This window comes from Martinezella sp. CNPSo 3957, assembly GCF_057784395.1.
The window spans coordinates 222,461-235,769 of record NZ_JBXSOU010000009.1 but is presented as its reverse complement, the minus strand read 5'-3'; the positions used below and the strand labels follow the sequence as shown (position 1 = coordinate 235,769).

At 59.2% G+C, this 13,309-nt stretch carries 14 protein-coding genes; 6 read left to right on the top strand and 8 right to left on the bottom strand.

Annotated features, from left to right (window positions below; genetic code table 11):
• Positions 1-3 precede the first annotated feature (3 nt).
• Genes AC13QE_RS21545 through AC13QE_RS21535 form a run of 3 tightly spaced genes read right to left on the bottom strand, consistent with a single transcriptional unit; the run spans position 4 to position 4,497 of the window.
• Positions 4-2,961, bottom strand: coding sequence for a sarcosine oxidase subunit alpha family protein (locus AC13QE_RS21545; RefSeq protein WP_488485175.1), 2,958 nt, complete (start codon positions 2,959-2,961; stop codon positions 4-6).
• On the bottom strand, positions 2,958-3,233 hold the full coding sequence (locus tag AC13QE_RS21540) for a sarcosine oxidase subunit delta (RefSeq protein WP_488485174.1): 276 nt from the start codon (positions 3,231-3,233) through the stop codon (positions 2,958-2,960). Before AC13QE_RS21540 ends, AC13QE_RS21545 begins: the two co-directional genes overlap by 4 nt.
• Before the next feature lie 13 nt (positions 3,234-3,246).
• Positions 3,247-4,497 carry a sarcosine oxidase subunit beta family protein gene (locus tag AC13QE_RS21535; protein ID WP_015340853.1) on the bottom strand — a complete coding sequence of 417 codons (1,251 nt, stop codon included), beginning with the start codon at positions 4,495-4,497 and terminating at the stop codon, positions 3,247-3,249.
• 328 nt (positions 4,498-4,825) lie between these two features.
• On the opposite strand from AC13QE_RS21535, the gene cysQ reads away from it, so the two are divergent.
• The 3 genes from cysQ to AC13QE_RS21520 all read left to right on the top strand — a co-directional run bounded on the left by cysQ (position 4,826) and on the right by AC13QE_RS21520 (position 6,717).
• Positions 4,826-5,620: a 3'(2'),5'-bisphosphate nucleotidase CysQ gene (cysQ, locus tag AC13QE_RS21530; protein WP_488485173.1), complete on the top strand. Its 795-nt coding sequence runs from the start codon at positions 4,826-4,828 to the stop codon at positions 5,618-5,620.
• A gap of 301 nt (positions 5,621-5,921) precedes the next feature.
• Positions 5,922-6,197 (top strand): CtrA inhibitor SciP, encoded by a 276-nt coding sequence (gene sciP / locus AC13QE_RS21525; RefSeq protein ID WP_004107124.1) that lies wholly within the window; start codon positions 5,922-5,924, stop codon positions 6,195-6,197.
• A 238-nt stretch (positions 6,198-6,435) separates the two neighbouring features.
• A complete protein-coding gene (locus AC13QE_RS21520) occupies positions 6,436-6,717 on the top strand; it encodes a GNAT family N-acetyltransferase (protein WP_132717355.1) in 282 nt (93 codons plus the stop codon).
• 188 nt (positions 6,718-6,905) lie between these two features.
• Here AC13QE_RS21520 and AC13QE_RS21515 read toward each other — a convergent pair whose 3' ends face one another.
• Entirely contained in the window at positions 6,906-7,256 is a 351-nt protein-coding gene (locus AC13QE_RS21515) for a hypothetical protein (RefSeq protein ID WP_015340857.1), read from the bottom strand.
• 441 nt (positions 7,257-7,697) lie between these two features.
• Here AC13QE_RS21515 and ctrA point away from each other — a divergent pair, with 441 nt between their 5' ends.
• Positions 7,698-8,399 (top strand): response regulator transcription factor CtrA, encoded by a 702-nt coding sequence (gene ctrA, locus AC13QE_RS21510; protein WP_004116994.1) that lies wholly within the window; start codon positions 7,698-7,700, stop codon positions 8,397-8,399.
• 135 nt (positions 8,400-8,534) lie between these two features.
• Here ctrA and AC13QE_RS21505 read toward each other — a convergent pair whose 3' ends face one another.
• Both AC13QE_RS21505 and chpT read right to left on the bottom strand, forming a co-directional pair.
• Complete coding sequence (locus AC13QE_RS21505) at positions 8,535-8,897, bottom strand: response regulator (protein WP_015340858.1); 363 nt, start codon at positions 8,895-8,897, stop codon at positions 8,535-8,537.
• 202 nt (positions 8,898-9,099) lie between these two features.
• Positions 9,100-9,756 carry a histidine phosphotransferase ChpT gene (chpT, locus tag AC13QE_RS21500; protein ID WP_132717356.1) on the bottom strand — a complete coding sequence of 219 codons (657 nt, stop codon included), beginning with the start codon at positions 9,754-9,756 and terminating at the stop codon, positions 9,100-9,102.
• A gap of 300 nt (positions 9,757-10,056) precedes the next feature.
• On the opposite strand from chpT, the gene AC13QE_RS21495 reads away from it, so the two are divergent.
• On the top strand, positions 10,057-10,668 hold the full coding sequence (locus AC13QE_RS21495) for a DUF1134 domain-containing protein (protein WP_112334931.1): 612 nt from the start codon (positions 10,057-10,059) through the stop codon (positions 10,666-10,668).
• Between the two features lie 186 nt (positions 10,669-10,854).
• Complete coding sequence (locus tag AC13QE_RS21490; RefSeq protein ID WP_488485172.1) at positions 10,855-12,066, top strand: hypothetical protein; 1,212 nt, start codon at positions 10,855-10,857, stop codon at positions 12,064-12,066.
• Between the two features lie 19 nt (positions 12,067-12,085).
• Here the strand turns inward: AC13QE_RS21490 and AC13QE_RS21485 are convergent, their stop codons facing one another.
• Positions 12,086-12,916, bottom strand: coding sequence for a TrmH family RNA methyltransferase (locus AC13QE_RS21485; RefSeq protein WP_488485217.1), 831 nt, complete (start codon positions 12,914-12,916; stop codon positions 12,086-12,088).
• A 10-nt stretch (positions 12,917-12,926) separates the two neighbouring features.
• Positions 12,927-13,304, bottom strand: coding sequence for a hypothetical protein (locus AC13QE_RS21480; RefSeq protein WP_488485171.1), 378 nt, complete (start codon positions 13,302-13,304; stop codon positions 12,927-12,929).
• Positions 13,305-13,309: the final 5 nt, after the last annotated feature.

The following is a 13,309-nucleotide window of genomic DNA, read 5'->3' as shown; positions in this document are numbered from 1 at the left end:
CCCTCACCCCAAAAGCTTCTTGTTGTCGAGATCGACGAAGATGGGGCTGCAGACCTCAGCCGCCACTTCCTCACCCCGCAATCCGTCCCAGACGACCACATGCTCGCCGATGCGCTCCCGGCCGGATTTCAGGAAAGCCAGCGCGATGGAATGGCCAAGGACGGGCGAGAAGCAGGCCGAGGAGACATGCCCCTGATCGTTCAGGGTCGAAGGTCTCGCGCCCTCCTTCAAAATATGCGCTCCAGCGAGAATTTCCTTGGCCGTATCGATCGGCTTCAGACCGACGAGCTGGCCGCGATCGGCGGCCGTTAGGCCGAAACGTGTAGAGAGCCTTTTGCCGATGAAATCCGGCTTCTGCGTCGACATCATTTTTCCAAGGCCGACATCGTCAGGCGTGGTGCGGCCATCGAGCTCGTTATGGGTGACATGCCCCTTCTCGATACGCAGCACGTTGAGCGCTTCGACGCCATAGGGGCAGATGCCATGTGCCTTGCCGGCCTCCATGATGGCATCGGCGACCGCCTCTCCATAGCCGGCCGGCACCGCCAGTTCATAGGCGAGCTCACCCGAGAAGGAGATACGGAACAGGCGTGCCCTGAGCCCAGCCTTCAGCATGACCTCGGCTGCGGCAAGGAAGGGGAAGAACGCGTCGGAAATATCGTCCTCGACGATCTGCTCCAGCACCAGCCGCGCCTTCGGGCCGGCGATCGCCATCTGCGCCCACTGATCGGACGAGGATACGAAGCGAACGTCGAGCTGCGGCCAGAGCGTCTGCGCTGCGAATTCCATATGCGTCATCACCTCGCCGGCCATCGCCGTCGTGGTTGTCATGAAGAAATGATCAGGCGTCAGCCGGCTCGTCGTGCCGTCATCGAAAACCATGCCGTCTTCGCGCAGCATCAAGCCGTAGCGCGCCTTGCCGATCGGCAGTTTCAGGAAAGCGTTGGAATAGAGGCGATTGAGAAACTCCGCCGCATCCTTGCCGAAAATCTCGATCTTACCGAGCGTCGACACATCGCAGATCCCGACATTGTTGCGCACGGTCAGAACCTCACGGTCCACGCTGTCGCGCCAGCCCTTCTCGCCCGGCCGGGCAAACCAGGACGAGCGATACCAGAGGCCGGCTTCGACAAAACTTGCGCCGTTCTTCTTCGCCCATCCATGCAGCGGCGATTCCCGAACCGGCTGCGCATGCTTGTCTCGCGCCGTGCCCGCGAGCGCGCCGAAGGAGACTGGCGTATAGAACGGCCGGAAGGTCGTCGTGCCGACGGCGGCCGGGCTGACGCCGCGCATGCCGGCGATAATGCCGGCGGCGTTGACATTGCCGAGCTTGCCCTGGTCCGTGGCCATGCCGCTCGTCGTATAGCGCTTGGCATGTTCCACATGGCCGAAGCCTTCGCGCAAAGCGAGGCCAAGATCCTTGGTATGGACGTCGTTCTGGAAGTCGACGAATGCCTTGTCTTTCGCGCCCGGCACATGCCAGATCGCCGCGAAAGACGGGTCATATTCGCCATCCACTTCGGGCAGTTCGGCCCCATGCACCTTGCGGCCGAAGCCTTCAACGATTTTTCGCGCCTTTTCCGCCCCGTCGGCAAGACAGCCGGAAACGCTCTCAATGCCCGCAGCCGAGCCGGCAATCTCCAGCTCGCCGGAGACGATCGGCGCCATGAAGGCCTGCTTCTCGCCCGACCAGACCGGCTTGGCGCCTCGCTGGCAGGCAAGATGGATGATCGGCGACCAGCCGCCCGACATGGCCAGCGCATCGCAAGCGATCAGCTCATCCAAGCCGCCGCGGTCTGCAATGATGCCGCTGATGCGATATTTACCTTTGGTCGCGTGGACGCTTGCCGCATGAACCACGCGCACACCCTGGGGGGCAGCATCGGCAGAAGCGGCGCGCGTATCGAGGATTGCCGAAATCTCGACGCCTGCCGCGGCGAGATCTGCCGCAGTCCGATAGCCGGAGCCGCCATTGGTGAAGACCGCCACCTTCTGCCCAGCAACGACGCCGTAGCGGTTGAGGTAGCTGCGCATGGCGCCGGCCATCATCACGCCGGGACGATCGTTACCGCCGAACACCAGCGGCCGCTCTTCGGCACCCGAGGCGAGGATGGCGCGCTTGGCGGCGATGCGCCACAGACGCTCGGCCGGTAAGTCGCGTGATGGCATCGCCACATGTTTCTGCACCTTCTCGACAGCACCGAAAACATTGTCGTCATACCAGCCGAACACGGTGGTACGCGGCATCAGGGTGACGTTCTCGAAGGTCTGTAGCTCCTCAAGGGTCGCCTGCACGAAAACGTCGGCGGAAGCGCCGCCGATCGTCAGCTTTTCCGACAATAGCGAGCCGCCAAGTCTAAAACCTTCGTCGGCCAATACGATACGCAGGCCGGCGCGGGCAGCGGTCAGAGCCGCCATGAGCCCCGCCGGACCGGAGCCGATCACAAGCAGGTCGCAATGCGCCCAAGCCTTCTCGTAGCGGTCCGGATCGGCCTGCATGACCGCCTTGCCGAGGCCGGCGGCGCGCCGGATGATCGGCTCATAGACCTTCTCCCAGAAGGCAGCCGGCCACATGAAAGTCTTGTAGTAGAATCCGGCCCCCAGGAAGGGCGAGAGCAGGCTGTTGACCGAGCCGAAGTCGTGTTTCAGCGATGGCCAGCGGTTCTGGCTCACAGCGCTCATGCCCTGATAAAGTTCGGCAACGGTAGCGCGCGTATTCGGCTCGGTACGGCCATCCTTGCCGAGGGTGACAAGCGCGTTTGGCTCTGCCGAGCCGGCCGTCAGAATGCCGCGCGGCCGATGGTATTTGAAGCTGCGTCCGACCAGCAGCTGGTCATTGGCGAGCAGAGCGGCGGCAAGCGTATCGCCCTCCAGCCCTTTCATCTCCTTGCCGTCAAACTGAAAGGAAAGCGGACGACTGCGATTGACGAGACCGCCGCTCGACAGACGATAGGCCGTCATCGCACCGCCTCCTTCGCCTTGTCTTCGGCGTCGGTAACGGAAAAGACCTCATGAGTGACATTGCTGCGCTCGACGACGAGCCAGCGGCGACATCCGGCACTATGATGCCAATATTCCTCAATCCGGCCGCGCTCGTTGTCGCGGATGAAGACATAACGGTTCCAGTCCTCATCCGGCGCCGTCGGCGCGGGACGGACGACGGAAGCGCCGCGAATGGAGAATTCTTCCTTGGGTCGCACGCCGCAATGCGGGCAGTTGATCAAGCTTGCCATTGGTATTGTGCCCTCAATGCAGGTTCGGCTGCGGACCCTTGCCGCCTTCGTCGATCGCAAAGCCGCGCTCGAAGCGGTCAAGACGCAGAAGGCGGCTGACATCGTGGCTTTCGCCCTTGGCAATCAGATGCGCGAAGCAGAAGCCCGAGGCCGGCGTCGCTTTAAAGCCGCCATAGTTCCAGCCGCAGTTCAGATAAAGATTTTCGATGGGCGTGCGATCGATGATTGGCGAGCCGTCCATGCTCATATCCATAACGCCGCCCCAGGTGCGCAGCACGCGCACGCGCGACAGACCGGGGATAAGCGCCACCCCCTCCTCCATTGTATGCTCGACGGTCGCAAGATTGCCGCGCTGCGCATAGGAGCTGTAGTAATCGATATCGGCGCCGAAGACCAAGCCGCCCTTGTCCGACTGCGAGATATAGAAGTGGCCCGCGCCATAGGTGATGACGTTATCAATGACAGGCTTCAGCCCCTCGGAAACAAAGGCCTGCAGCACATGCGTTTCGATCGGCAATTCCAGATCGGCCATATTGCCGAGGATCGATGTATGGCCGGCGGCCGCAAGCGCCAGCTTGTTGCAGCCGATGAAGCCACGATTGGTCTCGACGCCGGTGACGATGCCGTTTTCGCGGCGAATACCGATCACCTCGCATTGCTGGATGAGATCGACACCGCGGCTGTCGGCGCCGCGCGCATAACCCCAGGCGACGGCATCGTGCCGCGCCGTGCCGCCGCGCCGCTGCAGGAGGCCTCCGAGGATCGGGAAGCGCGCATGATCGAAGTTGAGGTAAGGCATCATCCGGCGGACCTGCTCGCGGTTGAGCAGTTCCGCATCGACGCCGTGCATGCGCATGGCATTGCCGCGCCGGGCATAGGCATCGCGCTGGCCATCGGAATGGAACAGGTTGACGATACCGCGCTGGGACACCATGGCGTTATAATTGAAGTCCTGCTCCAGCCCTTCCCAGAGCTTCATCGAAAACTCGTAGAAGGGTTCGTTGCCGGGTAGCAGATAGTTGGAGCGGATGATCGTCGTGTTGCGGCCGACATTGCCGGAGCCGATGTAGCTCTTTTCCAGTACGGCGACATTGGTAATGCCGAATTCCTTGGCGAGGTAATAGGCCGTTGCCAGCCCATGCCCGCCGCCGCCGACGATGATCACGTCATAATGTGGTTTCGGCTCCGGCGTCCGCCACACCGGCTGCCAATGGCGATTGCCTGAAAACGCCTGTTTTAGAAGCTGATAAGCCGAATAACGCATGCATTCATCCCGATACTACCCGGCGGCACATTCGCATATGCAATAAAAACGACAAGACCCGAAAGAGCGAAAAAGCTTCGCAAACAGAACATGTTCTTTTCCGAATGCGCAGTGATGGACGGTGTCTGCTCTGAGAGGAATGCACTGCCAACCCGCGAAAAAGCCTGCATGTGAAACCCGCCACATGGAGCACTGTTGCTAAGCCCTCGCGCAAGCGCTAAGGCAAACAAGTCGGCGCATCGGAAATCTAAACTTCGCAATCGCAACTTCCTATATATAATGTCCGGAGAATTCAGGCGCGGATCGCGCGCGGAAGACGAAGAAGCACATGCTTGCAACATTTGAAAAGGCAGCGCTCGAAGCAGGAAAGGCCATTCTGGAGGTCTATCGTGCCGGCTATGCTGTTGCCTTGAAGCAGGACATGAGCCCCGTCACTCTGGCCGACGAACGCGCCGAAAACATCATCCTCAGGCACCTCGAACGCGATTTTCCCCATATCCCCGCCATTGCCGAGGAGCAGGTTTCAGCCGGCAAGATTCCGGACGTACGCGGCCGCGCCTTCTTTCTGGTGGACCCGCTCGACGGCACCCGGGAATTCATCGAACATCGTGACGAGTTCACCGTCAATATCGCCTATGTCGAGAACGGTATTCCCATCATCGGCATCGTCTACGCACCTGCGCTCGGTGTCGCTTTTACCGGCGAGCCCGGCCGTGCCCGCAAACTGATCGTCGACGAGCAATTTTCCATTGCCGACCGCCTGACCATCGCCGTGCGCGAACCTCCGGCCAAGCTGACCGCGCTCGCCAGCCGCTGCAACAGCAACGCCAAGACCGAAGGCTTCCTCACCGACAATGCGGTTTCCGGCTGCACATCGATCGGTTCGTCGCTAAAATTCTGCCTGCTCGCCGAGGGCAAGGCCGATGTCTATCCGCGCTTCGGCCGGACCATGGAATGGGATACCGCAGCCGGCGATGCCGTGTTGCGGGCAGCCGGCGGCAAGACGGTCACGATCGAGGGCCGCCTTTTGACCTACGGCAAGACTGACCAGAGCGAGGATGCCGATTTCGCCAATCCGCACTTCATCTGCTGGGGCGGACAGAAGCACAGCGTCTCGGCGTAAGTTTATTTTTGCAAGTAAAAACAGTTCTAGGCCCCGCTTCCGAGCCGGAGAACAGTAGAGCGCGTGCCGAGATTTCGGCCCCAAAGCGTAAGTTTTCACTGACGAAAAATCATAGAATGAATGCAATTTCCCCTGAAATAACAGGGGCTTTTGCCCGTTTTGCTCAGGCGCAACATACGCAAATCAGCACTTCGCCACATTGATTAAAATTATTAGCAAAGTCTTACCATGTGCTTAGGCAATTTTTAAATGTGGCAAGCTAGAGTGCCACACGTGGTCTTGAGTGTGTGTAGAGAGTCCAATGACCGAAATGATACGTCCCCGAGTGAAGTATGTCATCGGCCCCGATGGCAGCCCGCTGACGATAGCAGACCTTCCGCCGCCGAATACGCGCCGCTGGGTCATTCGTCGTAAGGCAGAGGTTGTCGCCGCCGTGCGTGGTGGTTTGCTGAGCTTGGAAGAAGCCTGCGAACGTTATACGTTGACCGTCGAAGAGTTCCTCTCCTGGCAGTCGTCCATCAATACCCATGGCCTCGCTGGCCTCCGGACGACCCGCATACAGCAGTATCGCCACTGACAGCAGCGACAGTACCACCTTTATTCTATTTTGTGTTCGGGCCTCTTTTCTGAAAAGAGGCCCGAATTATTTGTTGAAGTGCCGCCCCTAGCGTCCAGCTGCCTAGCGCTAAGGACTTGCCGAATCCGCATTTCCGACATCGACTTAAACGAAGACGATCCGTTAACAATCTCGAAGGTTGGCAGATGTCGGATCACATGCAATCCTTATTGCATAAGACGCAACAAGGGAGAAAATCATGGATATCCGCAACGAAAACAATGCATCCGGCGGCCGTTATGTCGCAACCGTCGAAGGCCACGAGGCGGAGATGACCTTTTCCCGCACGTCCCCCAAGCTGATCATTATCGATCACACCGGTGTACCGGACGCGCTGCGTGGCAAGGGGGTGGGCCAGGCGCTATCGCTTCACGCCGTCGAGGAAGCGCGGCGCGGCGGCTGGAAGATCATCCCGCTCTGCCCCTTCTTCAAGGCTCAGGCACAACGCCATGAAGATTGGCGCGACGTCGTCAATCTCTGACGCACAGGCAATAATCCGTCCAATCGGCCGGATTACTCCCGAAAATGCAAAAGCTGCGCATGGCCGGCCCCGTCACGGCCAGTCATGCGCAGCTTTCAGTACCGCCGCTATACCTTTCACACTCCGAAGATGGACCCAGCACCGCAACATCTGGATGCTTGATCCGAAGGAGCGACGGAATTGCGATCTCAGGCGCGTGCCCGTGCTGGACCATCCCGCTCTTCGAGAGCTGCAGCCTTGGCATATTCGGCCTGCATTTCCTCGAGCGAATTTTCCAGCGCTTCTTCCTGAACCTGCAGCTCGCGGATCGACACCTGCAGATTGTCCGCACGCTGGCGAGCAGCCTTGGCAAAGGTCGGGTAGGCGAAGTGGCTCGGATCGGAAATGCCGGACTTCTTCTCCTCGACGACGATCTGGCTTTCCAGCTCCTTCGTCATGCGGTCAAATTCCGCCATCATCATCTGCAGTTGCTGCAGCTGACGGCGTTTTTCGTTCACCTGAAACTCTTTCAGGCGAACAAGGCTCTCACGTGACTTCATACGCATTACTCCCGTGATGCGAGACCCCGGCTCTCGATATTCCCGTTTGCCGAACCGCTTTGGGACGGCTTGGTTAAAAAAATTTCCAGCGATCTTAATAAAAGCCTACCGCTGGTAACCTTTCGTTTACGGGCATCGTTAATGATAGGCGCAATGATTTAAGGCTCGGTAAATGTCGTGGTCGGAATTCGGCATATCGGCATTGGTGAGTCGGATGAATCACTTGGCGTTGGTTGTTAATGCGATACTTTAGGAGTCGATTTTACTGATTGTCGTTGGAAAACAGTGCAATGGAAAAATTATTTAATAAATTCGATACGACTTGCCAGAGTGAATCAGAATTTGTTAACCATTACATGGCAGCTTCCAAATCAAGCAGTGATTTGATCGGTATCGCGTTAAGGGGCTGACGACCTTTCGGCGGCGGTAAAGGGGACAATTATGCGGGTTCTACTCATTGAAGACGATAGCGCGACAGCGCAGAGCATCGAGCTGATGCTGAAATCCGAAAGTTTCAACGTCTATACCACCGATCTCGGTGAGGAAGGCGTGGATCTCGGAAAGCTCTACGACTACGACATCATTCTTCTCGATCTCAATCTTCCCGATATGTCTGGCTACGAAGTGCTGCGCACGCTGCGCCTCTCGAAGGTCAAGACGCCGATCCTCATCCTCTCCGGCATGGCCGGCATCGAGGACAAGGTTCGCGGCCTCGGCTTCGGCGCCGACGACTACATGACCAAGCCATTCCACAAGGATGAGCTGGTCGCCCGCATTCACGCCATCGTCCGCCGCTCCAAGGGCCACGCCCAGTCGGTGATCATGACTGGCGAACTCATCGTCAACCTCGACGCCAAGACCGTCGAAGTCGGCGGCCAGCGTGTGCATCTGACCGGCAAGGAATATCAGATGCTGGAGCTGCTCTCGCTGCGCAAGGGCACGACGCTCACCAAGGAAATGTTCCTCAACCACCTTTATGGCGGCATGGACGAGCCGGAGCTGAAGATCATCGACGTCTTCATCTGCAAGCTCCGCAAGAAGCTCGCAAACGCCGCCGGCGGCGCCAACTACATCGAAACCGTTTGGGGCCGCGGCTATGTGCTGCGCGAGCCCGACAGCAACGATTTCGCCGAAAGCGCCTGAGCCGCCTCCCCGCCTTTACCGCCGACACACAGAAATCCCGCCTCTTCAGGCGGGATTTTTATTGGCTTCAATGGAGCGCAAAATAATAGCCGTCTCGAAGGGCGGCTATCCTTGTCTCGATGTGTCTCGTTGAAATCAGGCGGCGGCGGCGCGATTGCCGAAGATGGCCGTCAGGATCTTGCGATCGAAGGGCTTCAGCAGAAAATCCGTCGCGCCCGCGCGCTTTCCGGCCATCAGCTTGCGAAGATCGGCCTCGATTACGCAGTAATAGATCTTCACGTCCTTGCCATCAGGCATGGCGCGGATGCTTGCGATGAGCTCAAGCGCCCCTTCCATGCCGGCATCGACGATCAGATAGTCAGGCATTTCGGCCTGGCAGCGCATCAGCGCTTCACGCGAATCTCCGGCTTCGCTCACGAGAAAATCCAGCTCAGACAGGATTCGTTTGCCGACCTTGCGTACGACATCCGACGTGTCCGTTATCATGAACCGCTGCATGTGTGAGCTCCCCTGGCACCAGCCGCCATCATCGATGTCGGCTTCAAATTGAAACGATAGGAGCAGCAAGCTAAGGATTCGTTACCGTTACATTATCAATTGCGCGAACAACCTCAAGATTGCACAGAATTTTCGATACACGAAATAATAAACCCGCAGCCGATGACCGACTGCGGGCGAAAACGTCGATGGATCGACCCGCTTATTGCGCGGCTTGGGCAGCCATAGTCGCAACGAAGGTCAGTTCCTCCGGCGTCGCATTGTAGGAAAGTTCCATGCCGCTCTCCTCGGCAAGAAGCACCGTGTAATAGGGCTGGATCGAATGTGCGTCGATCGCCTCCTCCAGCGTGCCTGAGCAGATCTCGGCGAATTTCGGCGGCACGCGCATCAGCCGGCCCTTGACGGCGATCGTGAACTTGGCGTCGAACTCAGGATTTTCGAGTGTCACCTCGATATTGCCGCCGCGCGGAATGGCGCCATAGGCAACCAGGAAGAGATTGAGCAGCAGCTTCACGCGGTTCTTGGCGATGATCGCACGCGGGCCGATCCAGGTGACCTCGGTCTTCTTCTCGGCCGCGGCGAAATCCTTTGCGGCCCGCTCCGCTTCGCCGGTGTCGATCGACGCGCCGACCGAACCGGACGCACCGAAGGCAAGGCGGGCGAATTTGAGGCGGACGGAGGCGTTGAGCGCACTGGTGCGGATCAGATCCATCGCGTCGGCGTCGGCACCACCCTCGTCGAGCAGCTCCAGGCCATTGTTGATCGCCCCGACCGGCGAGATCACATCATGGCAGACGCGGCTGCACAGCAGCGCGGCCAGATCCGGTCCGGTCAGAGCGAGATTGGGATTTTTCGACATTCATTGTCTCCTGAATGCTGCCAGGGCAAAGCGAATAGGTCCACCTTGCCACGGTAAGGTTGCTCGAGGGTTTCGCAGCCAGTGTACCGCGCGCCATAATGACACCATATTTGGTAAACCGATTGTTAAGACCATCGACGCAAAATGCATTCATCACCATCAGACTTTTTCGCACGCGAATCGTCCGGCGATGGAGGGGTGGAAAGTCTGAGATAAGGGGTGCGCAGTGCTTGGCGCAATTTTTCGAATGCGTCGTGCTTACCTGCCCCGACTACCGACCATGATGAACGGAAGACTTCCATGCGCTATGAAATCCTGAAGAGAATGCCAAGCCCCGGCACCAGAACGCTCGGCCTCGGCCTGATTCTGGCCATTGTCGCATTCGTGAGTTTCGCGTTGCCGGTCCGTCAGGCTGCGGCCGCGCCCACCAATCAGTATTCGGCCCAGGAAATCGTCGATGCCGGCCACTCCTTCTTCGGCTCCACCAGCGGCGGCCTTGCCAAGGTGGTCGAACGTGCCTTCCAGCAATATGGCCTGCCAAACGGCTACATCCTTGGCCAGGAAGGCTCCGGCGCCTTCCTGGCGGGCCTCACCTACGGCGAAGGCCAGTTGAACACGAAAAATGCCGGCGAGCATCCGCTCTACTGGCAGGGACCTTCGCTCGGCTTCGACTATGGCGGCCAGGGCACTCGCGTCATGATGCTGGTCTACGATCTGCCGAGCATCAACAGCGTTTATACGCGCTTCGGCGGCGTCAGCGGCCAGGCCTTCGTGGTTGCCGGCTTTGGCATGACGGTCCTCAAGAACAACAATATCGTGCTCGTTCCGATCCGCACCGGCCTTGGCGCACGCCTCGGCATCAACATGGGTTATCTGAAGGTCACGCCGAACCCGACCTGGAATCCTTTCTGAACCGATCTCTGATACGATCTCCCAAGCAGCGCACGCCTTGGCCCGCTTCAGTTGCGGGCCTTTTCTTTCCGTAAATTCGTCCCCGCGCCGATAAACCATATCCGCGTTAAATGCTTGCCCGCATGGCTAACCCATGATTAATCATTTTACCAAGATCGAACATAACTCCAGGATACTGGCTGCGTCGTGATTCAATTTGCTCTCTTGTTCGGATTGGGCTTTCTGACGGCCGCTCTACTGGTCTTTCTCATAGCGCCGGCAATCCATCGTCGCATCGTCTGGTTCACCGAGAAACGTCTGAAGGCGACCATGCCCTTGAGCCCGCAGGAAGTGCGCGCGCAGAAGGACATGGCACGCGCGCTCTTCGCGGCCGAAAACGCGCGGACAGAACATGCTCTGACGCAGGAACGCGATAAGACCGTTGCGCTGCAGATTCAGAACGGCAAGCTTCAGCAGGAAGCAAGCCGTCTTTCCGCCGCAAGCTCGGAATTACAGACACGCATCGACGATCTGGAAGTGCAGGCAGGCGAACTGCGCTCGCGCCTGCGCCATGAAGAGAGCTATATCAGTCAGCTGAAATCGAGCATCCACGCCGCCGAGCAGGCCAGCGCGGAGAAGGAAGCAGATATCGACAGCTTGCGCAAACGGATGACGAAAATGGGTGCCGATGCCGATAATCTCAGGATCGATCTGGCAGCCCGCGAAACCGAAATCGAGAGCCTGAAGCTGCGCATCAACACATTGCGCGACGAGCGCGATACGCTGCGTCAGGATCTGAATGCGGCAAAACTGCGCGCTACGGATGCCGAACAATCGCTGCGTCAGGAAAGCGACAAGAACAAGCGTCTCGAAGAACGACTCAACCGCGAGATCGCCGGCAATGCCGACAAGGAAACCGCGATTGAGCGCCACGCGCAGGATGTCGTCCGCCTCAGGGAGCGGCTGGAAGCAGCCATCAAGGAATCGAAGGAAGCCGGCAAGGCGCTGCGCTCCGCCGGCCTCACGCCGCCGAAGAAGACAGCAAAAACACCGAAACTCGCTGCCGCATCGATAGTCGAGAGCAAAGCAGATGAACAGCGTGCCATAACCGAGCCGCCGCAGGCAATGGAACCGGAACGAACAGTGGAAGACGAAATCGCTCTGATGACAGAAGAGGTTCGCAATCGAGCCGCCGCCTTGTCGGACCGCCTGCTGAAAGCCCGCACGCCGGCCCATGACGATGCCATGCGAGAGGAAATCGCCAAGATCGCCGCCAACATGGTCGCCCTGACGGCGCTCAGGGAAGGCGATGGCTCGCCGATCTTCGATCTGCTGCCCAAGGATCGGGAGCCCGCCGAACCCGGCGCCCGCATCAGCCTCGCCGACCGCGTCGCCGCCATACTGCCGAAGCATCCCTGAGCTCTAAGGAGCAGTCTGCTCAGATGCGCCCGTTCTTCGCGGCCATCTCGAAAAGGGCGATACCACTCGCCGTCGCAACATTGAGGCTATCCAATCCCGGCGCCTGCGGAATCCGCACGCTGCCGAAAGCGGAGAGAATGCTTTCGGGCAAGCCATCCCCTTCCGTGCCGACCACGAGCGCCATGCGCTCCGAAGCGGGGACATTGCGAATATCGACCGCACCTCGCGGCGACAGGCTCCAGATCGCAAATCCGCGCTCGGCAAGCCCCGCAAGCAACTGAACGCTGCCTGATTGCCGCCGATACGGCACGGTCAGGATCGAGCCGACCGAAACCCGCAAAGCCTTGCGATAGAGCGGATCGCAGCAGCTTTCGTCCAGCAGCACGGCAGCGGCGCCGAAGGCGGCGGCATTGCGAAACATCGAGCCCATATTGTCATGATTGGAAATGCCGCAGCCGACGAGCACGAGCGATTGCTTTGGAAGGCGATCGAATAGACCGCTCATCCCATCTTCCGCTGTTCTGCGCCCCAGCGCCAGAACACCGCGATGGAGATGGAAGCCGACAATACCGTCGAGTACCTCAGCTTCGGCGACATAGATCGGGACATTCGATGGGAAGGTGTCGATGATATCGCTCAAGCCAGCTACGCGGTTTTTGAGCAACAGCACTTTCTCAGCGAGGAAATCTCCGGCCGCCGCATGCACGCCGGCGAGAAGCCGCAGCACGACGGTCCCTTCTGCTATGAAGCGGTTCTCTCGACCCGTCAGATCGCGTTCGCGGATATTGCGGAATTCGGCGATACGCGGATCGTCGGGATGCGTAATCTCGATTGGCCGCTCACTCGCCATCATGAAGCCGTCAGTTGGATAGCGATATGGTCGCCACGATGCGGCCGACACCGTAATCGAAAACGATGGCCTGGCGCTGGCCGCTGGCAAGCGTGCCATAAAATAGCACCTGATTGCCCGACAGCGCCGTAGACTGCACCGTAAAGCCCGCCGGCAATAGAGCCGTCACGGCAACCGGGGCATCGGACGGGATGCTGGACGTCGCCTGGCCCGCAGGCTTGGCCGCCGGTTTCATCGTCTTGTAGACAACGGCGCCGAAGACGGCCATAAGGCTCACCACCATGACGGCCGCAGAGACGATCTGCAGGCGGATCATCTTGCGTCGGACTTTCTCCAGGGCCGGATCGAGGGGCTTTTCCTCTTGATCGTCTGGCTCGAGATTCGTCATCGATG